Here is a 23055-nt window from a genome sequence, read left to right on the forward strand (position 1 = left end):
CCTTACATCCGGAAAATGCCGAATTTTGAATTCTGCTCTGGTGCATTGGCAGCCGCTTCAAGCGCCAGACCAAGAACCGTACGCGTGTCGGCAGGATCGATAATGCCATCGTCCCACAAGCGCGCACTGGCGTAGTAGGGGTGGCCTTGCTTTTCGTATTGCTCGACAATGGGCTTTTTAAACTCTGCCACTTCTTCATCACTCATCGACTGACCTTTACGTGCCAGACCGTCCTGACGAACCTGTGTCAGTACGCCGGCAGCCTGCTCGCCACCCATGACAGAGATACGGGCATTTGGCCACATCCACATCATGGTGGGTTCATAGGCTCGGCCACACATGCCGTAGTTACCGGCACCATAAGAGCCACCGATCAGCACGGTAAATTTCGGCACGTCTGCACAAGACACAGCGGTAACCATTTTTGCGCCGTGTTTGGCAATGCCTTCGGCTTCGTATTTTTGACCTACCATAAAGCCGGTGATGTTCTGCAAGAACAGCAGCGGAATGTTACGCTGGGCACAGAGCTGAATAAAGTGCGCGCCTTTTTGCGCCGACTCGGAGAATAAAATCCCGTTATTGGCGACGATCCCAACTGGATGGCCATAAATTTCGGCAAAGCCGGTAACCAGGGTTTCACCAAAGTAGCGTTTGAATTCATCAAACTGTGAGTCGTCCACGATACGGGCAATGACTTCGCGTACGTCAAACGGCTTTTTCAGGTCTGTTCCGACGATGCCGTAGATCTCACGAATATCGTATCTTGGTGCTTTAAAGTCTTTCAGAACGGGGCGAACAGGGCGTTGGTGATTGAGGCGGGATACACATTGGCGGGCGATAGACAGCGCGTGCTCATCGTTTTCCGCATAATGGTCAGCAACCCCGGATACTTTGCAGTGCACATCGGCACCACCGAGGTCCTCGGCGCTGACTTCCTCACCGGTTGCCGCTTTTACCAGTGGCGGGCCCGCGAGGAATATCGTCCCTTGTTCTTTTACTATGATACTTTCATCGGCCATTGCTGGTACGTATGCACCACCGGCGGTACACAGGCCCATCACCACAGCAATTTGCGGGATGCCTTTGGCAGACATACGCGCCTGGTTATAGAAAATACGGCCAAAGTGCAGTTTATCCGGGAATACTTCATCTTGCTCAGGCAGGTTTGCACCACCCGAGTCAACTAAATAAATGCAGGGCAGGTGGCAACGTTCTGCAATTTCTTGAGCGCGCAGGTGCTTCTTAACCGTTAGCGGGAAATAGGTACCGCCTTTCACTGTGGCGTCGTTCGCCACTATCATGCACTCCACGCCTTTTACCCGGCCAATACCGGCCACTACACCGGCGCAGGGAATATCCTGTTCATACACGCCGAAGGCGGCAAACTGAGAGATCTCTAAAAACGGAGAGCCCTCGTCAAGTAGATGTTCAATGCGGTCACGGACAAATAGCTTGCCGCGACTCTGGTGGCGGGCGATCAGCGCTTCACCGCCGCCCATAGATAATGTGGCGACCTTATCATTGAGGTCGGCAACCAGAGACGCCATCGCATCCTGGTTTGCCTTAAACTGCGGATCATGACTATTAACAGTCGAGTTTAGTACTGTCATGCTGCCTCCTTAGCGGCTTTCGGTGAACAGCTCACGACCGATCAGCATACGGCGGATCTCAGAGGTGCCCGCGCCAATTTCATACAGTTTGGCATCACGCAGTAAGCGTCCGGTTGGATATTCATTGATGTAACCGTTACCGCCCAGCAACTGAATTGCATCGAGCGCCATTTTAGTTGCCAGCTCGGCGGCATACAGAATTGCACCTGCGGCATCTTTACGGGTGGTTTCGCCACGGTCGCAGGCTTTCGCCACTGTATAGACATAAGAGCGTGCTGCATTCATTTGCGTATACATGTCGGCGATTTTGCCCTGTACAAGCTGGAATTCACCAATAGACTGATTGAACTGCTTACGCTCATGGATATAAGGCACAACCACATCCATACAAGCCTGCATGATCCCAAGCGGGCCACCGGCCAGTACCACACGTTCATAATCCAGACCACTCATCAGGACCTTAACGCCTTCATTATAGTTACCCAGAATATTCTCTTCAGGTACTTCACAATTTTCAAAAACCAGCTCACAGGTGTTCGAACCACGCATGCCCAGTTTGTCGAGCTTTTGAGCAGTAGAAAAGCCAGGAAAGTTTTTCTCAACGATGAATGCAGTGATCCCACGCGGACCGGCTTCTAAATCGGTTTTTGCATAGATCACAAAGACGTCGGCATCCGGACCATTGGTGATCCACATTTTATTGCCGTTAAGAATAAACTTATCGCCTTTTTTCTCGGCTTTGAGTTTCATGGATACCACATCAGAGCCCGAGTTTGGTTCACTCATGGCCAGTGCGCCAATGTGCTCGCCGGAAACCAGTTTAGGCAGGTATTTTTCTTTTTGTGCCTGGTTACCATTGCGGTTGATCTGGTTTACACACAAGTTTGAGTGCGCACCGTAACTTAAGCCGATTGAGGCGCTGGCACGGCTGATCTCTTCCATCGCAATGACATGTTCCAGATAGCCCATGTTGGCACCACCAAATTCTTCCGGCACTGTGATGCCCAGCAGGCCCATGTCGCCAAACTTAGGCCACATTTCATTCGGGAAAGCATTTTCTTCGTCGGTTTTTTCTGCCAGTGGGGCGATTTCGCTGCTGGCAAAGCTGTTGACGTGGTCACGGATCATGTCCGCTGTTTCGCCCAGGCCAAAGTTAAGTTCTTTATAAAGTGATACTGTGCTCATCTGTAGTTATCCTGTGTGAGAGTTATTCTTGATCAAGCACTCGCCGCGACTCGCTTTAAGTGCTACATTGCTCAATCACTATTCGTCTAAATTTTTTAAAGTATCCAGACAGCGGCGCTCCGCTGTTACCAGCTCCATCAGGACCACTTTAATGTCGTCCATTTGCTGACTCAGATCGGCCTTTTTTTCTTCGATCAGTTGCAGCATAGTATGAAGCTGTTTGGCGCTTGATTTATCGGCGTCGTAAAGCTCGAACAAACGACCGGTTTCTGCCAGGGTGAAGCCTAATCGCTTACCACGCAGAATGAGTTTCAGGCGCACTTTGTCACGCTTGGAATAAATGCGGGTCTGGCCATGGCGTTCAGGTGAAAGTAATCCCTGATCTTCATAAAACCGAATACTTCGGGTGGTAATATCAAACTCCTTGGCGAGTTCGCTGATTGAATAAGTTGGTTCTTTGTTGTCTAGCATCGTTTACGCACTTACATCAAAACTGATTTGTCCAATATAAGTGAAGTTTACGTAAAGGTAAAGTATGGCGTTTGTTTCATCCATTGGTCGCATATCGCAATCGCCCATACTGGTCTACTTTAGGTATTCGTGTAGCTTACAGAAGACCCGCTGAGGCACTCCAGATGGTACGTCACACAGCAGTATCGTCGCGTTGTCCGCGACTGAACGGCGAGGAGGACGACACATCGGAAGTCACGCCAGTGGCAACCTCGATGTGCAACTTAACTTTACACTTTCAGAGATCGCAATTTGCTTGATTTTAGATTTACGTTGGCGTAAACGTAAATATTAGGTATGCTCGACGTAAGAGATTACTAAAAGCAAGCAACTTGCTTGTAAACAGGAGTTTTTTTAATGAGTAACGAAGCTGTTGTCATTGTCGCCGCAAAACGCACCCCAATGGGTGGATTCATGGGTAGCCTGTCAGGTGCCAGTGCTACTGACTTAGGTGCAACCGCAATCAAAGCGGTGATGACCGAGACTGGCCTGTCAGATGCCAGTATTGATGAAGTGATCATGGGCTGTGTACTGCCAGCCGGATTAGGTCAGGCGCCAGCGCGTCAGGCGATGTTACATGCAGGTCTGGCTCGTTCAACGGGCGCAACGACTATTAATAAAGTCTGTGGTTCTGGTTTGAAAGCCGCTATGTTTGCGCACGATTTGATCAAAGCAGGCAGCATTAAAAACGCCATCGCCGGTGGTATGGAAAGCATGACTAATGCTCCTTACTTCATTCCTAAAGCGCGTGGTGGTATGCGCATGGGTCATGGTGAAATCAAAGATCACATGATGGCAGACGGCCTGGAAGATGCTTACGACAATAAAGCAATGGGTTGCTTCGCACAAGATACGGCCGATCAATACGGCATTACCCGTGACAACATGGATGAGTTTGCGCTGAGCTCTCTGAGCAAAGCCAACGCCGCCATTGAAAACGGCAGCTTTAATAATGAAATTGCTGCCCACACCATTGCTACTCGTAAAGGTGACGTGGAAGTAGCGATTGATGAACAGCCCGGCAATGCACGCCCGGATAAAATCCCATCACTGCGTCCGGCGTTCAAAAAAGATGGCACCATCACGGCAGCGAACTCGTCTTCTATCTCTGACGGTGCAGCAGCACTGGTATTGATGAGCGAATCAGAAGCGAAACGTCACGGTTTAACACCACTGTGTAAAATTGCTGGTCACACCACACACTCTCAGGCGCCTGCCGAGTTCACTGTGGCACCTGTAGGTGCAATGAATAAACTGCTTGAGCAAACAGGCTGGTCTAAAGACGATGTCGACCTGTGGGAGATCAACGAAGCGTTCGCTATGGTGACTATGTTGGCTATCAGCGAGCTTGGTCTGGAACAGAGTAAAGTAAACGTGAACGGTGGTGCGTGTGCACTGGGTCATCCAATAGGTGCGAGCGGCGCGCGTATTCTGGTAACGCTTATTCATGCTCTGCGCAATCGCGGTTTATCGAAAGGCATTGCCTCACTGTGTATCGGTGGTGGCGAAGCGGTGGCATTGGCCGTCGAAGTTTAAGTTAAGTATAGCGCCGCAACGACAATAATTAAGCGGCGCTTTTTCGTTTTAATTGGGGGAGGAGTGCACATGCACCAGGTACCATTATACATCAACGGTGAATTTACCCAGTCTCAGTCAGAGAAGTGGCTGGATGTCGTCAATCCGGCCAATCAGGAAGTGCTGGCACAGGTGCCGTGCGCGACGCACGAAGAAGTTCAGGCTGCGATTTCATCTGCACAAGAAGCATTTAAAACCTGGCGCAATGTGCCGGTAACAGAACGAGCGCGTATCATGATGCGCTATGCGGCTTTATTAAAAGAACACCAGGAAGAGATTGCGACTATCATCTGCCATGAGCTTGGTAAGACCTTTGAAGATGCCAAAGGCGATGTATGGCGTGGTATTGAAGTGGTTGAGCAGGCGGCCAATGCGCCGGCGCTGATGATGGGCGAAACGGTTGAGAACGTTGCCCGTAACATTGACACTTATTCTTATATTCAACCGCTGGGCGTATGTGCGGGGATCACTCCATTTAACTTCCCGGCGATGATCCCATTGTGGATGTTCCCAATGGCGATTGTGTGTGGTAACACCTTCGTATTAAAGCCGTCTGAGCAAGATCCTCTTACACCGATGCGTTTGGTAGAGCTGTTCGAAGAAGCGGGCGCACCAAAAGGCGTGCTACAAGTGGTACACGGTGCCAAAGAGCAGGTAGACCAAATCCTGACAGCCCCTGAAGTGCGCGCGATTTCTTTCGTGGGCTCGTGTGGTGTTGGTTCTTACATCTACAGTAAAGGCACTGAGAACCTGAAACGTGTTCAGGCCTGTGTAGGCGCGAAAAACCACATGGTGATCATGCCAGATGCCAGTCGCGAGCAAACCATTAACAACCTGGTGGGTGCATCTGTCGGTGCAGCGGGTCAGCGTTGTATGGGTATCTCGGTTGCCGTGTTCGTTGGTAAATCCAAAGAATGGATTGACGACTTAAAAGCCGGTCTTGAAAAAGTACGTCCAGGTGTGTGGAACGACCCTGAAGCGGCTTATGGCCCGCAAACCTCGGCTCAGGCAAAAGCACGTATTCTGTCGCTGATAGAAAGCGGTAAACAACAAGGTGCAACTTGTCTGTTGGATGGCTCAGACTTTACGGTTGAAGGCTACGAAAACGGCAACTGGGTTGGTCCAACGTTGTTCACAGACGTCACACCAGACATGGACATCTACAAGCAGGAGATCTTTGGCCCCGTACTGAACTGCGTATGTGTTGATACTCTGGAAGAGGCCATTGAACTGGTCAATAACAGCCCTTACGGTAACGGTACGTCTCTGTTTACGGCAAGCGGCGCAGCTGCACGTAAATTCCAGAATGAAATCGAAGTAGGCCAGGTGGGCATTAATATTCCTATTCCGGTGCCACTACCGTTCTTCTCATTCACCGGCTGGAAAAACTCTTTCTATGGCGACCAACACACCTATGGTAAGCAGGGCGTGCGTTTCTACACCGAAACCAAGACCATTACTTCACGCTGGTTTGCCGATGAGGCCGTAACGGGCCCAAATATGAGTATCAACCTGCGATAACGCCAGTCAGTTAACCTATCAGGCCCGGCACTTGCCCGGGCCGCTCGTAGTAATGCCTGAGACTCAGGTACATAAGAATAACGCCGGGCAGAATCATCACTTTGCCCGCAATGACAACAAGTGAGGTCTTTATGGACTTTAATCTCAACGAAGATCAACAGGCTTTTGCCGAAACCGCCTATCAGTTTGCCATGAGCGAGCTGGCGCCCCATGCCGCTGAATGGGATCAAAAACATATTTTCCCGAAAGACGTGATTAAAAAGGCCGGTGAACTGGGCTTTTGTGGCCTATACACACCAGAAGAAGCGGGTGGTCTGGGCCTGTCGCGTCTTGATTCAAGCATTATCTTTGAACAATTGTCGATGGGCTGTACGGCCACAACGGCAATGCTGACCATACATAATATGGCCACCTGGATGATTGCCAGTTTTGCAACTCAGGCAGTAAAAGATCAGTACATGGATCAATTGGTGATGGGTGAGCTACTGGCATCTTACTGCCTGACCGAACCAGGTTCAGGCTCTGATGCGGCATCACTGAAAACCAAAGCGGTACTGGAAGGGGACGAGTATGTCCTGAATGGGTCAAAAATGTTTATCTCGGGCGCGGGTGAAACCGATGTGCTGGTGGTGATGGCACGTACCGGTGAAGACGGTCCGAAAGGCATTTCTGCGTTTGTTGTTCCGGCAGATGCCGAGGGCGTTATCTATGGTAAAGCCGAAGAGAAAATGGGCTGGAATGCCCAGCCAACCCGCCTGGTAACATTGGAAAATGTCCGTATTCCGGCGGCTAACCTGATGGGCGAAGAAGGTGAAGGCTTTAAGTTTGCCATGCAGGGCCTGGATGGCGGACGTATTAATATTGCAACCTGTTCAATCGGTACTGCACAACAGGCACTGAACACAGCCAAAGAATATATGCAGGAGCGCCAGCAGTTTGGTAAGCCCCTCGCTGCATTTCAGGCACTGCAGTTTAAGATTGCCGATATGAACACGGAACTGGTTGCTGCGCGTCAGATGGTCCGTCTGGCGGCGTTCAAACTGGACAGCAACGACAGTGAAAAAACCACTTACTGTGCCATGGCTAAACGCTTTGCGACCGACGTTGGTACTAAGGTTTGTGATGATGCATTACAGATCCACGGTGGTTATGGCTACATCAAAGAATACCCACTAGAGCGCCACCTGCGTGATGTACGCGTTCACCAAATCCTGGAAGGCACCAATGAGATCATGCGGGTGATCATTGCACGCCGAATTCTAGCCGAAGGCGCAGCAAGCGTACTGTAGAGGAGCATCATTATGTCAGCACAATTGAAACTCGAAAAACAAGGCCATATCGCGATTGTGACTATGTCCAATCCACCGGCAAACACCTGGACTCGCGACACGCTGGTCGGTCTGAAAGAGCTGGTAAACGAGCTAAACGCAGATAAAAACATTTACTCTTTGGTGATCACCGGCGAAGGTGAAAAGTTCTTCTCTGCGGGCGCCGACCTGAATGTGTTTGCCGATGGCGACAAAGGCGTTGCGGCGGATATGTCTCGCGTATTTGGCGAAGCATTTGAAACCCTGAGTGATTTCCGCGGTGTGTCTATTGCGGCCATCAACGGCTTTGCGATGGGAGGTGGTCTGGAAGTCGCGCTGGCCTGTGATATTCGTATCGCAGAAGCGCAGGCGCAAATGGCACTGCCAGAGGCCAAAGTGGGCTTGCTGCCTTGTGCAGGTGGTACACAAAATCTGTCCTGGCTGGTCGGTGAAGGCTGGGCGAAGCGCATGATCTTATGTGGTGAACGCCTCAAAGCAGATAAAGCTCAGCAGATTGGACTGGTTGAAGAAGTGGTTGAGCAGGGCAAAGCGCTGGAAGCTGCACTGGAGCTGGCTAAGAAAGTAGAAGATCAAAGCCCGGTGGCTGTGACCGCCTGTAAAGCCCTGATCCAAAAAGGTCGCACTGGCACCATCAACAGTGCATTGCCGCTTGAGCGTGAGCTGTTCGTGACATTGTTCGACACACAAGACCAAAAAGAAGGCGTCAATGCCTTCTTGGAAAAACGTAAAGCAAACTGGGTGAATGGCTAATGGTTGAATTACAGTTACTGAACCAGGCAGATGCCCCAGTGGTATTTGAGTTGGCGCACTGTAATAACGGCATGAAGGTGGCGGTTGCCACCCTCAATGCGCCAAAAGCACTTAACGCACTGAACCTGGAAATGATCCGCTTATTGGATCCACAGTTGAAAGCTTGGGCTGAAGACGAGCAGATAGCTATGGTGCTGCTCAAAGGCGCAGGTGAAAAAGCCTTTTGTGCCGGTGGTGATGTAGTTAGCCTGTACAATGCAATGGCTGCGGAAGATGGCAATAATCATCTCGAAGTCTTCTTTGGTGAGGAATATCGCCTTGATTACCACATCCACAATTATGATAAACCTGTCCTGCTTTGGGGCAATGGCATCATCATGGGTGGCGGTCTTGGTCTAATGGCCGGTGCCAGTCACCGTGTGGTGACCGAATCATCCCGCATTGCGATGCCGGAAATCACCATAGGCTTGTATCCGGACGTTGGCGGTAGCTACTTCCTGAACAAGATGCCAGAGGGCGTTGGCTTGTTCCTGGGCCTGACCGGTGCTTCCATTAATGCCACCGATGCCAAGTTTGTTGGCCTGGCCGATCATTATATGGATGGCGAGCGCCTGGATATGCTGCTGCATAATCTCAGCGAAGTAAACTGGGGCAAAACCAATGTGCTCAATCACGAGAAGCTGACCCAGTTACTTATCTCTCTTGATGAAGCATCGCACATTCCACCACGCAGCGAAATTAAGCCACTGGCTGAGTCTTTTGCTCAACTTGCTGAATTTGACACCCTGGAGGCCCAGATTGAGCACATTCTGGCGCTGGACAGCACAGAGAATAAATGGCTGAGCAAAGCGCAAAAAGCCCTCAAGCATGGCTCTCCTTTGAGCGCAGTGTTAATTCAGGCGCAACTAAAGCGTGCAGAAGGCCTGTCACTGAAGGACTGCTTCTTGCGTGAACTGGCGATGTCGGTTCGCTGCGGTGAAGTGGGTGAGTTCCGTGAAGGTGTACGTGCACTGCTGATTGACAAAGACGGACAGCCACAGTGGCAATTTAAGACCATTGCTGACGTAGATAGCAAAGTGATTGACAGCTTTTTTGCGCCACGCTGGGAAGAGAGTGAACATCCCCTTGCTGATCTATAAGGAATAAACACATGGCAAAGATTGGATTTATAGGTTTAGGAAACATGGGCGGCCCTATGGCAGCCAATTTGGTAAAAGCCGGTCACCAGGTCACGGTATTTGATCTCAGCGTTGAGGCGTTAAAGCAGCTTGAAGCGCACGGCGCTGTGGCTGCGGACAATGTGTCTGATGTCTGCGCAGGTGCAGACTTTGTGATAAGCATGCTACCAGCCAGCAAGCACGTTCGCATGATTTATACTGGCGAAGATGGATTGATCAACTATCTTGAAAAGTCGACGCTGGTGATTGACTGCTCAACCATTGACGCAGAATCAGCGCAGTTTGTTGGTAATACGCTGGCGCAGGCTGGCATTGCATTTGTTGATGCGCCGGTGTCCGGTGGCGTTGCAGGTGCTGCGGCTGGCACGCTAACCTTTATCGTGGGTGGCAGCGACGCTGACTTTAACAGAGCGCAGACGGTCCTGAACGACATGGGCAAGAATATTTTCCATGCCGGGGCAGTGGGTGCCGGTCAGGTCGCTAAGATCTGTAATAATATGCTGCTATCAATACTCATGGCAGGCACCAGTGAAGCACTGCAAATGGGCGTTGACCACGGCCTTGATCCAAAAGTATTGAGCGAAATTATGCTCAACAGCTCGGGTCGCAACTGGACATTGGAGCTATACAATCCGTGTCCGGACGTATTAGAGAATGTGCCTTCGTCAAATGGGTATAAACCTGGTTTTATGGTTGATTTAATGGCCAAAGACTTAGGGTTGGCGATGCAGGCGGCACAGCAAACAAACTCGGCTACGCCGATGGGGGCACTGGCAAAAAATCTCTACAACCTGATGCAGAATCAGGGCAGTGGCAGTGAAGATTTTAGTGCTATTTTTAAACTCTATTCACAAAAGCAGTAACAGAAGCAGGGTTGAAATATCATGGATATAAAGAACAAAACGGTGGTGATCACCGGTGGTGCGCAGGGCCTGGGCTTTGCGATGGCAACGGAAATGGCCAAAATGGGTGCCAAGCTGGCATTGGTAGATATGCAGGAAGAGCAGCTGCAAAGTGCAGCCGCTGAGCTTAGAACACTGGATGTTGAAGTAAAAACTTATGTGGCGAATGTGAGCCTGGAGAGCGATGTTGAACAGGTATTCAGCGCCATAGTGGCAGACTTGGGTAATATCGCGGTATTGGTTAATAACGCCGGTATTCTGCGCGATGGCCTGCTGTTAAAAGCCAAAGACGGTGAAGTGACGGATAAAATGTCACTACAGCAGTTCCAGTCGGTACTGGATGTCAACTTGACTGGGGTATTCCTGTGCGGCCGTGAAGCGGCAACTAAGATGGTAGAGGGCCAGGAAGGTGGCGTTATCATCAATATGTCGAGCGTGGCACGTGCGGGCAATATGGGTCAGACCAACTACTCGGCAGCCAAAGCCGGTGTTGTTGCTATGACCACATCCTGGGCGAAAGAGCTGGGCCGTTACGGTATTCGTGTTGGTGCCATCGCACCGGGCGTGATCCGCACACAAATGACCGACGCAATGAAGCCAGAAGCCAAAGAGCGTCTGCTGAAAATGAAACCTGTTGGACGTTTGGGTGAAGCTGGCGAGATTGCCCACACGGCAAAATATATTATCGAGAATGATTTCTTTACCGGTCGTGTTGTAGAAATTGACGGCGGGATCAGACTCTGATAAATTAATGCTTAAGTATCGGTTTTATTTTATTTTTGACCTAAAACCAATACAAAAGAATTCGCATACTTATGTTCCTTTATCTTCGAAAGAAGAAAGTGTGTTGAATCAAGCGGCAGGCCACGCATACCTGCCGCTTTTTAGATACTTTCCTCATGCGAATTTTTTCACTGCCTCTTCTCATCGGTCTCACCTTTCAGTCAACCAGGTTTTTGCTTTTACCAGTACCTTGCAAAACATTATGAAATATTTAATTGATTAAGCTTGTTCGGCAGGTTTTAGTGATTAAACTGTGTCGCAGAACCACAGGCTAACAGCGTTGCTGGCGGGAGATACCGACCTGACAGAGTTAGATGTTACAAACAACCCTGATATTACCTGGCTGACGATAGATGATGATGTTACCTGTATCGGCTTGGTGTGTCAGAATCGGCAGACGCCATTAGGCTCAGTGATTGGAACGAATAGCCAACAAGCAATTCAGGCGACAAAGGCTGTCGAGCAAAAGGATCAGCACTTGCAATTTCCCCCGCGTGATGGAAAAACGCAGCTGCAACAGAAGTTGCAGCGGGAATTTTTGGAACCTAATATGCCAGCACATCGCAGTCGTTTACATTAGCGAGTACGGCAAAAGAAAGCGCCTCAGGCGCTTTCTTTTTTCCTATAGAGCCAGCGTTATCTTGTGATTGATTTTGTTGCCACGTTTATCGTCTTTTTTGTGGTAGGTGACTCCAAAGGCACAGTGCCTGTCTTAATTGCGGTGTCCAAGGTTAAAAATGGCGTAATTTTGCTGCTTTGCTATGCTTTAGCAGGCGTTAGTCAGATTTATTTCACAAGGAATTTGCATGTTTTTTAGAAAGCGCACCAATAGCTCCGAGCAGAATGTCGAGCTGCAATTGCTCAGAACCGAAAATGAAGATCTTAAGGCACGTTTGGAAGTGGTTGAAGGAAGGCTTCATACCGCCTATGAGGAATCTGCTGAGGTAGCAAAGGCCGTTGAGACAGAACGCACCATTGTGCAAAACTTCTTTCTGTCGTTGGATATGCTGGATGCTGTGCGGCTAGATGTTGCTAATTCAGCTGAGTTATTAAGAGGGGAAGAAGATCGTTTGTCGGGTAGTTTAAAGGATTTCCAGGGGATCAGTGCGGGGTTAACGAATTGTGTAGAAGTATTGTGTGGGTTGACCAGCCAGACAGACCTGTTGAATACCTCTTTTGAACAGCTATCGCAATCGGCATCAGAAATAAACTCCTTTGTATCTCAGGTACAAAGTATTGCAGAGCAAACTAACTTACTGGCTTTGAATGCCGCTATTGAAGCAGCCCGTGCGGGTGAACAAGGGCGTGGATTTGCGGTGGTTGCCGATGAAGTGCGAACGCTGGCTAGCCGCTCGGCAGAAGCGGCAGACAAAATTGCCAGCCTGACGAACGTGACTACATCTCATACCAGTACTGCATTTGACCATGTGAAGAAAAGCACAGAAGAAACTGAAACGGTTTCGGCGACGGCGTCGGAGATAAACGAGTCGGTGGGCAGTATGGCCTCGACGTCAAAAATGATGGCTGAGGTGATTTCATCTGCCAGTTTGAGTACCTTCATACAAACCGTCAAGCTGGATCACTTGGTCTGGAAAGTTAATATTTATAAAGCGATACGCAAAGGCGAAGGTGCTCATGCTGAAAGCCAGTTTGTCGATCATCATCAGTGTCGCCTTGGTAAATGGTATTATGAAGGAGAAGGGCAGGAAAACTTTTCTGCTTATTCGGATTTTAGGCGACTGGAAGCTCCACATGCAAAAGTGCATGAGTCGGGTATTGCTGCATTACGGGCCAGTGCAAAAGGTGATAATGATGAACTGTTAAGTATGCTGGGAAATATGGAAAGTGCCAGTATGGAAGTATTTGATTGCCTGAACGGCTTGGATAGCCAGGCACGCAGCAAACATTAAGCGCATAGTATTGCAGCCGTAGCATGCTTTGCATGTCACGGCTATTTCCAGGATTAACGTTGCCTTTTTATCTGACTCTTAATTTGATTGCTGATTACGGGCGGCCCAGGCTTTATTGACAGAGCGACGCCACAGAAAATCAATAACGAAAAAGCCCAAAAGAGCCGCCATACAGGCGCAGATCAGTGAGCCAACAATGAAGGCTGGCCCTATGGTTGACAGACTCTCGACCAGCCAGTTCCAGCTGGCCTCAAAATGAAATGGTTGCTCTTCCTGACCCAGTGCGAATGCGCCCACCTGATAGGATGCGTAAAAAATAGGGGGCATAGTTAGCGGGTTAGTGATCCACACCAACGCAATTGACAAGGGCAGATTAACGCGAAAAGGAATGGCCAGGGCGGCTGCAAGAACCATTTGAAAAGGAACAGGGATGAACGCAAAGAACAGGCCTACGGAAAAGGCCCCACGCGCCGAGCGGCGATTTAAATGCCAAAGATTTGCATCATGTAACAAACTACCGAATATTTTCAGCGACTTTTGCTGTTTGATCTTATTGTGATCGGGTAGAAACCTTTGGATCGTCTTCTTTGGCATGTTAAGCAACCATTTACATCGATGTTGATCTGCTGCGGCCTGATCAGCGGGTGCCTGATCTCAGTATTTTATCTGGGTCAGTGGCAGTGGTTTGTCTGCTCAGGCGTGCTCCTTTTTCTCTGCGGGTATTTTAAGACTTTTTCGAGTGTTTTGGCAGGTTTTATTTTAGGTATTTTTGTGACGATTTGTCACTATTGGTTGGTTTATGCACCACCGCTTGCTGAAAAAGGCTTAGCGCAGCAAGTGAAAGTCATCGGTAATGTCAGTAAAGTCATTGGCACAGGCGCTGGCACAGGCGCTGGCACAGGCGCGAATCTTTATGTCACCCTTGAGCTGGCAAGCATAGGCCACTACAAGGTACCCTGGTATCGTCGTGTTCGTGCCAATGTGTCATTAAGTGGCGCGTTGCCCACAGATCTAAACGGGGCAACACTGACAGGCATGGCGACACTCAAGCTGTTTCGTAGTCGAAAAAATTTCTCGGTATTTGACGCTGAGCTTTATGCCTTTCGCAATCAGATATTCTACAAAGGCCGCCTGTCAGTGGAGAGGGCAAGTTACGCTCATAGCGAACGCTGGCAATCGGCCTATCGCACTTGGGTGTCTCAGGCGCTGGGTGGATTGCATTTTAGCTGGTTTTACTATGTGATACTGACGGGAGACAAAAGCGCGGTACCGCAAGCCGATAAAGCTTACTTTCAATCGCTGGGTCTTAGTCATTTGCTGGCTATTTCCGGCCTGCATGTGGCCATTGTATTTGCGCTGAGCTTTGCTCTGTGCAAGCTTGCCCTGGTGTTAATGTGGTCGCGTTTGGCTCAGCATCATAATTATCAGCTGGGTTATTTTACCTTTGCGCTGCTCTTAAGCGGGGCCTATGTCTGGCTCAGTGGCATGCAGGTATCGGCGCAGCGCGCCTGGTTAATGGCCTTGCTGGGCGCATGTTGCTTTTTGTTTGCCCGGCACCTGAGCCCTGCACGAACCCTAATCTATGCGCTGACTGTGATCTTAATTGCCAACCCCTTTGCTGTGCTTAACCTGGGACTGTATTTTTCTTTCTTTGCGGTGGCCACTATTTTTGTGGTGTTTCGCAACACAGTGCGTGAGTCGCAGCGCCTGTCCCGAGTTAAGCTGTTGTTATATTTACAATGTGGCTTATTTGCGGCTCTGCTACCGCTTACCCTTTATTCCTATCATGGCTTTAGCATGAGTAGCATACCAGTCAACCTGGTGGTCATTCCATTGTTGTCGGTGGTGATTTTTCCGCTGCTGTTAGTACACCTGCTCAGCGTCATGACCGCGGGCTGGGCCGTTTTAGCTGTACCGGATGCCATGCTCAACTCGGCCTATCAGTGGTTAAACGCATTTCCTTATCATTGGTGGCACAGTGGCGCGATGGCACCAGAGCTGGTGATACTGAGCTATATAGCGTTATTACTGTGTTTGAGTACCTTGACCCGGCCATTTGCCTGGGTTCCGGTGTCCGCCGCCCTTATGGTCAGCCTCTTAGAACGGCCACCCGACTGGCAGGTAGACGTTTTTGATGTCGGGCATGGCACGGCGGTACTGGTCACTACTCAGGGCAATGGCGCGCTGATTGACCTCGGCGCCAATTATTTTTCCCGTTATTCGCTGTTTGACAATGTGATTAAGCCATATTTGCGGGCGCATCGCATTAAGTTACTCCATACAGTGATAAGCCATGATGACAGTGACCATAATGGTGGATTAGCTGATTTATACCGCTACGACGGTGGCCGCTCCCTGGAACGGTTCCACCAGGGGGATGGTAAGGCGCTATGCATGCTCAAAACGGTGCAAATGGGCAAACTGAGTATCGAGTCTCTGTGGCCAGTTGAGCCAATGAACAGCGACAATAACAATTCCTGCGTGGTCAGGATAAGTGATGGCACGACCGAGCTGCTATTACCCGGAGATATAGAACAGGTTGCAGAAAAGGCACTGTTGGCATTGCAACGGGCAAAGCTGCCAGCAGAGATACTGCTTGCTCCCCATCACGGTAGCAATACATCATCCAGTATGGCGTTTGTCTCTGCCGTTGCACCTAAATGGGTGGTGTTCTCGCGAGGATACCACTCGCCCTGGCGCTTGCCACACGATGAGGTGGTAGCGCGTTATCAATCGACGGGCAGCCAGATGCTGGATACTGCCACAGCGGGTCAGATTCGATTCAAAATAACCGGGACAGAAGTTCAATTGGAAACCGCCCGCGACAGGAAAAGTTTTTGGTTCTTAAGATAATGCATTCAGTTTTGCCATCAGTACAGCTACAATACGCGGGTTATGACGTACCAGAGAGACACTATGCAACAATCCGCCAAGCAGATCTACAAGCGGCTTCTGAGTTACACCTTCGATTTTAAAGTGCCGGCCTTGTTTGCCATCATTGGCATGCTCGGTTACGCCGCCATGGATGCACTGTTCGTCCAGCTAATGCAGCCGTTTATTGACGATGGCCTGACAGATCGCAATGCCGAAGTGTTAAAAATGGCACCCATAGTGGTGGTGTTGCTGGTTATTGGGCGCGGGATTTTCAACTACATGGCATCGTATTGTCTGAGCTATGTGGGCTCTCAGGTAGTAAGAAAACTGCGTCAGTCTTTGTTTGAACACATGCTGTTCTTACCTGTGAGCTTTCACGATCAACACTCCAACGGCGAAATGATCTCAAAAATCACCTTTGATACTGAGCAAGTACAACAGGCAGTGACCCGTGCTTTACAGGTGATGATCCGCGAAGGGGCCTTTGTGCTGTTTTTGCTGGTGGTGATGTTCAACGCCAGCTGGCAATTGTCTTTGATATTCTTAGTGGTTATTCCCATCGTCGGCGTGATAGTGAACCTGGTTTCCAAGCGCTTTCGGAAAATTTCAAAGAATATTCAGGATGCCATGGGGGAAGTCACCCGTAGCTCAGAGCAGATGCTGGCCGGGCATAAAGTGATCCACGGTTTCGGTGGTCAGGACAAAGAGATAACTCACTTTGCCGATGTAAATAACCGCAATCGCCAGCAACGTGTAAAGATGGATGCAACGCGCGCACTGAGTGTGTCGGTGATCCAAATTATTGCAGCCAGCGCTATGGCATTGATCCTGGCTATCATCGCGATGCCAGAAATGATAGACACCATCTCTTCGGGCACCTTTGTGTCGCTGACGACCTCTATGATGATGATGCTCAGACCGCTTAAGCAGCTGGCGAATGTGAACAGCGATCTGCAGCGCGGCATTGCTGCGGCGACCAGTATTTTTGAAATTCTGGATAAAGAGCAGGAAAAGAACACCGGTAAACTTGAGGCGGACAGCGTTAAGGGCGAAATTGCAGTCTCAGGCGTAACCTTTCGTTATCCGGGCAAAGACGAAGCCGTCATTAAATCCTTATCATTACAAATTCCGGCTGGACAGAGTATCGCGCTGGTGGGTCGCAGTGGGTCGGGTAAGTCGACTTTATCGAACCTGCTGCCGCGCTTTTACGACTGGGATGAAGGAGAGATCACCCTGGATGGGGTAAAACTTCAGGACTACACACTGTCGTCGCTGCGCAAGCAGTTTGCACTGGTGTCACAACAGGTGGTGCTGTTTAACGACACCATTGCCAATAACATTATGTATGGACTGGAGCGCGCTTATACTCAGGAAGAGCTGGAGCAGGTAGCAAAGCAGGCCCATGTCTGGGAGTTTGTTAAAGACTTGCCTGAGGGGTTGAATACTATGGTGGGTGAAAACGGTGTCATGCTCTCCGGCGGTCAGCGCCAGCGTATCGCCATCGCCCGTGCAATTGTTAAAAACGCACCTATTTTGATTCTCGATGAAGCGACTTCGGCACTGGATACCGAGTCGGAGCGTTTGATCCAGCAGGCTCTGGATAATCTGATGAAAGATAAAACGTCTATCGTGATTGCACACCGTTTGTCTACCATAGAGCAATCCGACTGTATTTATGTACTCGATCAGGGGCGCATTGTCGAGCAAGGTAAACACCAGGCACTGCTTGAGCAAAAGGGCATTTATGCAGCGCTTTGCCAGATGCAGTATGGTGATCAGGCATGAATCGCCTAGAGCGCAGCTGGTACCAGCCCCTGGGGCTGTTAAATATCTTACTGCTGCCTTTGTCAGGCTTATTTTGGTTACTGAGCTCACTGCGCAGGGCAATGTTTAAGCTGGGTCTCAAGCGTGTCTATAAAGCGCCCGTACCGGTGATTATTGTTGGCAACATAGGCATAGGTGGCAACGGTAAAACGCCGTTCGTACTATGGCTGGTGCCTTACCTTGAGTCGTTGGGCCTGAAAGTAGCGGTGATCAGCCGGGGCTATGGCGCCAAGCCTCCCAGCCTGCCATACCGAGTGACGGACAACAGCAGCGCCACAGAAGCGGGCGATGAACCCTTACTGATATATAAACGTCTGGGTTGTCCGGTGATGACAGGTGGTGACCGTCAGGCCAGCATAGAAATGCTGATGCGAGAAGATAAGCCGGATATTATCGTCAGTGACGATGGCCTGCAACACTATCAGCTGGCCCGGGATATCGAGATCTGTATTGTCGATGCACAGCGCCGTTTTGGCAACGGTCTGCTGTTACCGGCCGGCCCGCTGCGCGAATCACCCGGGCGTCTCAAGCACACAGATCTGGTTGTCTATAATGGAGAGTCAGACGGGGTTGGTTATGAGTTGGCTCGCAGTGGCTATTTCAGCGTGAAAGACAATCAGGCGGTTGCACAAAACGCCGCGCAGGGCGTTGCCGTAAGTGCCATTGGCAACCCACAGCGATTTGAACAATCCTTGCGCTCAGATGGCATTGAACTGACCGATACACTGCATTTTGCCGATCACCATGCATACAGCGCAGCCGACTTTGCCAGGTGCGAAGAACAGGCTGTCTTTATGACCGAAAAAGACGCGGTAAAATGCCAGTCATTCGGCAAAGAAAATTGGTATTATTTAAAAGTAGAAGCCCAGCCCAGTGCTGCGCTGACACAACAACTGAATTCGTTATTAAAACAAAAAGGGATAGTCAACCATGGCCTTTGACACTAAATTACTCGAGATTATTGCTTGTCCGGTTTGCAAAGGAAAACTGAGATTTGACAAAGACAATCAGGAGCTGATCAGCACGGCTGCTAAACTGGCTTACCCTGTCAGAAACGACATTCCAGTACTGCTGGAAAACGAAGCGCGTGAATTATCCCTTGAAGAGGTCGAAAAGTGGAATTCATAGTCGTTATTCCGGCGCGTTACGCTTCAACCCGCCTGCCTGGCAAACCGCTTGCTGACATTTGTGGTAAACCCATGATCCAGCACGTGTTCGAGCAGGCGCAAAAATCTGGCGCCAAAGCCGTTTATATCGCCACCGACAACACTCAGGTGTTTGAGCGCGCTAAAGTCTTTACAGAGAACGTACTGATGACCCGAGAAGATCATCAATCGGGTACTGAGCGTCTTGCCGAGGTGGTTGAACAGCTGGGACTGGCCGACGATACCTTAGTGGTTAATGTGCAGGGCGATGAGCCCTTGTTAGCGCCGGAAAACATTACTCAGGTGGCGACCTTGCTACATGAGGCGCAGGAAGCGCCGATGGCTACGCTGAGCGTTGATGTGACGGATGTGCAGGAAGTACTGAACCCCAATGCCGTTAAAGTCGTTCAGGACGCGCACCAAAATGCGCTGTATTTTTCCCGCGCCTCCATCCCGTTTCAGCGTGACAGCATGATGGAGCTGGATGAGAATAAGATTCCACTGGCGCATTTTCAGCGCCATGTGGGGATTTATGCTTATCGTGCCGGTTTTATAAAAACCTACCTGGCCTTACCGGTTTCTCCGCTGGAAGGTCAGGAATCGCTTGAGCAGTTGCGCGTGTTATACCACGGTTACCGCATCAAAATTGCCAAGGCGTGTCGTCCGGTTTATGCCGGAGTTGATACACCGGAAGACTTAAAACGCGTCGTAGAGTACCTCAATGGCGCCCTTTGAGGTAATTGCCTGCCACCCGGACTTTGTGGTGGCACATAAGCCCGCCGGGGTGAGTTTTCACAGTGAGCAGGAAAGCGGTTTTGTTGCCTTATTAGCAGAGCAGCTCGGCGAGCAGCTTTATCCGGTACACCGACTCGATAAGGTAACGTCCGGTTTACTGGTGCTGGCTCGCTCAAGTGATGCCGCTGCCAGGCTGACTGAGTTGTTTACCAGTCGCGCCGTGGATAAGTTCTATCTGGCGCTCATTGATAGCAAACCCAAAAAGAAGCAAGGCTGGGTTAAAGGCGACATGGCTAAATCCCGGCGCGGCACGTATAAGTTGTTAACCAGTCAGGACAACCCGGCTGTCACGCGCTTTTACAGTGCCAGCATAGCGCCTGGCCTGAGAGCCTGTTTGCTCAAGCCCTACAGCGGCAAAACCCACCAGCTACGGGTTGCGCTAAAAAGCTTATCAGCGCCCATCCTCGGCGATGTCAGCTATGGTGGCAGTGAAGCCGACAGAGTTTATTTGCACGCCTACTGTTTGAGCTTTGAGTGGGACAACGAAAGAATGACATTTTATGCTTTGCCTCAGGGCGGAGCACGGTTTGCTGAGCTGGCAGACACAGAAGTAATGCAAAGCTGGGCAAAGCCCAGAGAGTTAGAGTGGTAATATGACGCAAGATACATCCTTAAGATTTGGTGGCATCGGCCGCTTGTATGGTGATACAGAGCTAAACTGGCTTGGCGAAGCCAGTTTCTGTGTAATAGGCATTGGCGGCGTGGGTAGCTGGGTGGCAGAGGCACTGGCGCGCACTGGCATAGGTAAAATTACCCTGATTGACCTGGATGATATCTGTGTCACTAATATCAATCGCCAGCTGCATGCAAAAACTGAGACCATAGGCCAGCCTAAAGTCGAAGCCATGCAGGCGCGTTGTCAGTCCATCAATCCGGATTGTCAGGTTGAGGTGATAGATGACTTTATCACCCTGGATAATATTAAAGAGCATATTCAGGGTTTTGATTATGTCATCGACTGTATTGATGCAGTCAAAGAAAAGGCGGCGCTGATCGCCCACTGTAAACGGCAAAAAATTCCAGTGATCACCACAGGTGGTGCGGGTGGTCAGACAGATCCTAGTCAGATCTGCTATGGGGATGTGGCAAAAACCACCCATGACCCTTTGCTTGCAAAAGTCCGATACCTGCTGCGTAAGCAATATAACTTCACTACCAATCCGAAGCGTAAGTTTGCTGTTGACTGTGTTTACTCAACGGAGCAACTGGTTTACCCAACTGGTGATGGTAGTGTATGTAAAGCTAAGCAAATGGCCGATGGCAGTAAGAATATGGACTGTGCGACCGGATTTGGCTCTGCAACTATGGTGACGGGCAGCTTTGGCTTTTTTGCTGCGGCAAAGGCTATTCGCAAGTACCTGGACAAGCGTACGCGCGAAGCGGGCTAATTTGCGGCATGTATCTCAGGTGCTATTGCAGCACCTGAAGCTGTTGATGAATACGCTCTACGATGGCGCGCACTCCGTTGCCGCGAGACGGGCTCAGGTGCTTGATAAGCCCCAGCTTGTCAAACAGCTCGTAGGCATCAAGTTTACCTGCTTCTTGCGGTAACTGGTTGTTATAGCAAGCAAGAATAATTGCCAGTAAACCTTTGACGATGCGGGTGTCTGAGTCCGCTATCAGTACCAGACGTTGCCGCTGTTCATCCAGGTCAAGGTGTAACCAGACTTTACTCTCACAGCCTTTCACCAGCGCGTCATCCGTTTTTAGTGCATCTGGCATGGCCGGAAGTGCCTTGCCCAGTAGCATGATTTCGCGATACTTGCCCTGCCAGGCACCGTGCTGAGCCAGGGAGTGCTCTATGTGTGATAAGTCCATAATTACTCTTCTAATAAACTGATGGTGTCTTTCAGTGCTGCAATAAACCGACTGATGTCTTGCTGGTTGTTGTAAAACGCCAGGCTGGCACGAATGGTGCCTTCAATGCCCAGATGCGCCATTAGCGGTTGTGTGCAGTGGTGGCCGCTTCTGACAGCAATACCATGGGTATTGAGCAAGGTTGCCAGATCGTAATGGTGTTCGTTTTTGTAGCTAAAACTGACGGTGCCGACATTATTAGCCGTATCGCCCCAAATCCGGATCCCGTCAATTTCGCTTAGTTGTTCAACTAAAGCGCGATAAAGCGCCTGTTCGTGCTGGAACAAAGAATCATGCTCAAGCGTCATAAGGTAATCCAGGGCTGCGCCAAAGCCGATAACACCGGCAATATTGGGCGTACCTGGCTCAAATTTTTCGGGGGCCGGGCGAAAGGTGGTGCCACTAAAACTGACAGTATCTATCATTTCACCGCCGCTTTGATAAACGGGCAGGGCATTGAGCAGCTCATAGCGTCCATACAGGCCACCTAAACCGGTCGGACCCAGCGCCTTATGTGCAGAAAATACATAAAAATCGCAATCCAGCTGCTTTAAATCCGGGCGCAAATGCAATAAAGATTGAGCGCCGTCTACCACAGTAACCGTCCCTGAGCTTTTACTGCTCGCTATCAACGCTGCTACATCATTGATATTGCCCAGCGCATTAGAGGCATGGCAAATACTCATCACTTTGGGTTTTAATTTCTCTATCAGTGCTTTAGCTTGTTCAAGCTGAAGAATACCTTGGGCATCTACAGGCAGTAACTCAATACGTGCACCTGTGCGCTTTGCGGCAAGTTGCCAGGGCACGATATTGGCGTGATGCTCCAAAGGAGACAACAAAATTACATCGTCTTTTTTTAAGCTGTCGCTCAGGCCATACGCAATTAAATTCAAAGAGGCGGTAGCACCACTGGTCCAGACAATTTCCGGGCTTTGCACATTAAGAAATTGCGCTAATTTGCCCCGTACAGCCTCATAGGCTGTGGTTGCCTGTTCACTCAGCGTGTGTAAACCTCGGTGTACATTGGCGTTCTGAGACTGGTAAAAATCCTTTACAGCCTGGATCACCTGATTGGGTTTCTGGGTGGTGGCAGCGGAGTCAAGATAACACAAAGGCTGGTCGTCAACCGACACCTCAAAGATAGGGAAATCACGCCGAAGTTGTGTGCAAGGGTTATCGTTCAAAAGGGTCTCCTACTGCGCCTGAGCAGGCGGATTTTACCGGATTTATATTGGCTTGCAAGCCTGTCTGAAGAGCTGGCACAAAAAAGGGCTGCCAATGGCAACCCTTTTCAAAGCGTCAGTT

22 protein-coding genes and 1 pseudogene are annotated in these 23055 nt (G+C 50.0%); 17 read left to right on the forward strand and 6 right to left on the reverse strand.

Features of this window, described 5'->3' with window-relative positions:
* Positions 1-2: 2 nt before the first annotated feature.
* From L1285_RS07965 to L1285_RS07975, 3 genes are all read right to left on the reverse strand, one after another.
* Entirely contained in the window at positions 3-1610 is a 1608-nt protein-coding gene (locus tag L1285_RS07965) for a carboxyl transferase domain-containing protein (protein ID WP_235411784.1), read from the reverse strand.
* A gap of 9 nt (positions 1611-1619) precedes the next feature.
* Complete coding sequence (locus L1285_RS07970) at positions 1620-2795, reverse strand: isovaleryl-CoA dehydrogenase (protein ID WP_054016869.1); 1176 nt, start codon at positions 2793-2795, stop codon at positions 1620-1622.
* A 78-nt stretch (positions 2796-2873) separates the two neighbouring features.
* Positions 2874-3266 (reverse strand): MerR family transcriptional regulator, encoded by a 393-nt coding sequence (locus L1285_RS07975; RefSeq protein ID WP_046003794.1) that lies wholly within the window; start codon positions 3264-3266, stop codon positions 2874-2876.
* A 396-nt stretch (positions 3267-3662) separates the two neighbouring features.
* On the opposite strand from L1285_RS07975, the gene L1285_RS07980 reads away from it, so the two are divergent.
* The 10 genes and pseudogenes from L1285_RS07980 (at position 3663) to L1285_RS23955 (ending at position 13252) form a co-directional block, all read left to right on the forward strand.
* Complete coding sequence (locus L1285_RS07980; protein ID WP_235411786.1) at positions 3663-4841, forward strand: acetyl-CoA C-acyltransferase; 1179 nt, start codon at positions 3663-3665, stop codon at positions 4839-4841.
* 69 nt (positions 4842-4910) lie between these two features.
* Entirely contained in the window at positions 4911-6401 is a 1491-nt protein-coding gene (locus L1285_RS07985; RefSeq protein ID WP_125782052.1) for a CoA-acylating methylmalonate-semialdehyde dehydrogenase, read from the forward strand.
* Between the two features lie 131 nt (positions 6402-6532).
* Positions 6533-7690, forward strand: coding sequence for an acyl-CoA dehydrogenase family protein (locus tag L1285_RS07990; protein WP_235411788.1), 1158 nt, complete (start codon positions 6533-6535; stop codon positions 7688-7690).
* 12 nt (positions 7691-7702) lie between these two features.
* Positions 7703-8479 (forward strand): enoyl-CoA hydratase, encoded by a 777-nt coding sequence (locus L1285_RS07995; protein ID WP_046003798.1) that lies wholly within the window; start codon positions 7703-7705, stop codon positions 8477-8479.
* A complete protein-coding gene (locus L1285_RS08000) occupies positions 8479-9618 on the forward strand; it encodes an enoyl-CoA hydratase/isomerase family protein (RefSeq protein WP_235411790.1) in 1140 nt (379 codons plus the stop codon). The genes L1285_RS07995 and L1285_RS08000 overlap by 1 nt, the downstream gene beginning before the upstream one ends.
* A gap of 11 nt (positions 9619-9629) precedes the next feature.
* Complete coding sequence (mmsB, locus tag L1285_RS08005; RefSeq protein WP_235411791.1) at positions 9630-10520, forward strand: 3-hydroxyisobutyrate dehydrogenase; 891 nt, start codon at positions 9630-9632, stop codon at positions 10518-10520.
* Positions 10521-10541: 21 nt separating this feature from the next.
* The gene (locus L1285_RS08010) at positions 10542-11303 is read left to right on the forward strand and encodes an SDR family oxidoreductase (protein WP_235411793.1); all 762 of its coding nucleotides are present in this window, start codon (positions 10542-10544) and stop codon (positions 11301-11303) included.
* Positions 11304-11595: 292 nt separating this feature from the next.
* On the forward strand, positions 11596-11922 hold the full coding sequence (locus L1285_RS08015; RefSeq protein ID WP_235411795.1) for a hypothetical protein: 327 nt from the start codon (positions 11596-11598) through the stop codon (positions 11920-11922).
* A 649-nt stretch (positions 11923-12571) separates the two neighbouring features.
* Positions 12572-12832, forward strand: a pseudogene (locus L1285_RS23950) (methyl-accepting chemotaxis protein); the annotation flags it as partial.
* Between the two features lie 30 nt (positions 12833-12862).
* Positions 12863-13252 carry a CZB domain-containing protein gene (locus L1285_RS23955; protein WP_235411849.1) on the forward strand — a complete coding sequence of 130 codons (390 nt, stop codon included), beginning with the start codon at positions 12863-12865 and terminating at the stop codon, positions 13250-13252.
* Between the two features lie 78 nt (positions 13253-13330).
* On the opposite strand, the gene L1285_RS08030 is transcribed toward L1285_RS23955, so the two are convergent.
* Complete coding sequence (locus L1285_RS08030; protein ID WP_235411796.1) at positions 13331-13846, reverse strand: DUF2062 domain-containing protein; 516 nt, start codon at positions 13844-13846, stop codon at positions 13331-13333.
* A gap of 21 nt (positions 13847-13867) precedes the next feature.
* On the opposite strand from L1285_RS08030, the gene L1285_RS08035 reads away from it, so the two are divergent.
* The 7 genes from L1285_RS08035 to tcdA all read left to right on the forward strand — a co-directional run bounded on the left by L1285_RS08035 (position 13868) and on the right by tcdA (position 21278).
* Complete coding sequence (locus tag L1285_RS08035; RefSeq protein WP_328285027.1) at positions 13868-16105, forward strand: DNA internalization-related competence protein ComEC/Rec2; 2238 nt, start codon at positions 13868-13870, stop codon at positions 16103-16105.
* Between the two features lie 63 nt (positions 16106-16168).
* Positions 16169-17911 (forward strand): lipid A export permease/ATP-binding protein MsbA, encoded by a 1743-nt coding sequence (gene msbA / locus L1285_RS08040; RefSeq protein WP_235411800.1) that lies wholly within the window; start codon positions 16169-16171, stop codon positions 17909-17911.
* Complete coding sequence (gene lpxK, locus L1285_RS08045; protein ID WP_235411802.1) at positions 17908-18891, forward strand: tetraacyldisaccharide 4'-kinase; 984 nt, start codon at positions 17908-17910, stop codon at positions 18889-18891. Before msbA ends, lpxK begins: the two co-directional genes overlap by 4 nt.
* Entirely contained in the window at positions 18881-19078 is a 198-nt protein-coding gene (locus L1285_RS08050; RefSeq protein ID WP_010381495.1) for a Trm112 family protein, read from the forward strand. The genes lpxK and L1285_RS08050 overlap by 11 nt, the downstream gene beginning before the upstream one ends.
* Positions 19066-19830, forward strand: a complete 765-nt coding sequence (gene kdsB, locus L1285_RS08055; RefSeq protein WP_235411804.1) for a 3-deoxy-manno-octulosonate cytidylyltransferase — start codon at positions 19066-19068, stop codon at positions 19828-19830. The genes L1285_RS08050 and kdsB overlap by 13 nt, the downstream gene beginning before the upstream one ends.
* On the forward strand, positions 19817-20482 hold the full coding sequence (locus L1285_RS08060; protein ID WP_235411806.1) for a TIGR01621 family pseudouridine synthase: 666 nt from the start codon (positions 19817-19819) through the stop codon (positions 20480-20482). The genes kdsB and L1285_RS08060 overlap by 14 nt, the downstream gene beginning before the upstream one ends.
* 1 nt (position 20483) lies before the next feature.
* The gene (gene tcdA / locus L1285_RS08065) at positions 20484-21278 is read left to right on the forward strand and encodes a tRNA cyclic N6-threonylcarbamoyladenosine(37) synthase TcdA (protein ID WP_235411809.1); all 795 of its coding nucleotides are present in this window, start codon (positions 20484-20486) and stop codon (positions 21276-21278) included.
* 22 nt (positions 21279-21300) lie between these two features.
* On the opposite strand, the gene L1285_RS08070 is transcribed toward tcdA, so the two are convergent.
* Both L1285_RS08070 and L1285_RS08075 read right to left on the reverse strand, forming a co-directional pair.
* Complete coding sequence (locus L1285_RS08070; RefSeq protein ID WP_125718969.1) at positions 21301-21708, reverse strand: SufE family protein; 408 nt, start codon at positions 21706-21708, stop codon at positions 21301-21303.
* A gap of 2 nt (positions 21709-21710) precedes the next feature.
* Entirely contained in the window at positions 21711-22934 is a 1224-nt protein-coding gene (locus L1285_RS08075) for an aminotransferase class V-fold PLP-dependent enzyme (RefSeq protein ID WP_235411811.1), read from the reverse strand.
* Positions 22935-23055: the final 121 nt, after the last annotated feature.

The organism is Pseudoalteromonas sp. DL2-H2.2, assembly GCF_021532535.1.
Classification (GTDB): Bacteria; Pseudomonadota; Gammaproteobacteria; order Enterobacterales; family Alteromonadaceae; genus Pseudoalteromonas; species Pseudoalteromonas rubra_A.

Coding starts and splice junctions, on each gene's coding strand:
- L1285_RS07965 (WP_235411784.1), bottom strand. CDS start 1,610: ATGACAGTACTAAACTCGACTGTTAATAGTCATGATCCGCAGTTTAAG.
- L1285_RS07970 (WP_054016869.1), bottom strand. CDS start 2,795: ATGAGCACAGTATCACTTTATAAAGAACTTAACTTTGGCCTGGGCGAA.
- L1285_RS07975 (WP_046003794.1), bottom strand. CDS start 3,266: ATGCTAGACAACAAAGAACCAACTTATTCAATCAGCGAACTCGCCAAG.
- L1285_RS07980 (WP_235411786.1), top strand. CDS start 3,663: ATGAGTAACGAAGCTGTTGTCATTGTCGCCGCAAAACGCACCCCAATG.
- L1285_RS07985 (WP_125782052.1), top strand. CDS start 4,911: ATGCACCAGGTACCATTATACATCAACGGTGAATTTACCCAGTCTCAG.
- L1285_RS07990 (WP_235411788.1), top strand. CDS start 6,533: ATGGACTTTAATCTCAACGAAGATCAACAGGCTTTTGCCGAAACCGCC.
- L1285_RS07995 (WP_046003798.1), top strand. CDS start 7,703: ATGTCAGCACAATTGAAACTCGAAAAACAAGGCCATATCGCGATTGTG.
- L1285_RS08000 (WP_235411790.1), top strand. CDS start 8,479: ATGGTTGAATTACAGTTACTGAACCAGGCAGATGCCCCAGTGGTATTT.
- mmsB (WP_235411791.1), top strand. CDS start 9,630: ATGGCAAAGATTGGATTTATAGGTTTAGGAAACATGGGCGGCCCTATG.
- L1285_RS08010 (WP_235411793.1), top strand. CDS start 10,542: ATGGATATAAAGAACAAAACGGTGGTGATCACCGGTGGTGCGCAGGGC.
- L1285_RS23955 (WP_235411849.1), top strand. CDS start 12,863: ATGGCTGAGGTGATTTCATCTGCCAGTTTGAGTACCTTCATACAAACC.
- L1285_RS08030 (WP_235411796.1), bottom strand. CDS start 13,846: ATGCCAAAGAAGACGATCCAAAGGTTTCTACCCGATCACAATAAGATC.
- L1285_RS08035 (WP_328285027.1), top strand. CDS start 13,868: ATGTTGATCTGCTGCGGCCTGATCAGCGGGTGCCTGATCTCAGTATTT.
- msbA (WP_235411800.1), top strand. CDS start 16,169: ATGCAACAATCCGCCAAGCAGATCTACAAGCGGCTTCTGAGTTACACC.
- lpxK (WP_235411802.1), top strand. CDS start 17,908: ATGAATCGCCTAGAGCGCAGCTGGTACCAGCCCCTGGGGCTGTTAAAT.
- L1285_RS08050 (WP_010381495.1), top strand. CDS start 18,881: ATGGCCTTTGACACTAAATTACTCGAGATTATTGCTTGTCCGGTTTGC.
- L1285_RS08060 (WP_235411806.1), top strand. CDS start 19,817: ATGGCGCCCTTTGAGGTAATTGCCTGCCACCCGGACTTTGTGGTGGCA.
- tcdA (WP_235411809.1), top strand. CDS start 20,484: ATGACGCAAGATACATCCTTAAGATTTGGTGGCATCGGCCGCTTGTAT.
- L1285_RS08070 (WP_125718969.1), bottom strand. CDS start 21,708: ATGGACTTATCACACATAGAGCACTCCCTGGCTCAGCACGGTGCCTGG.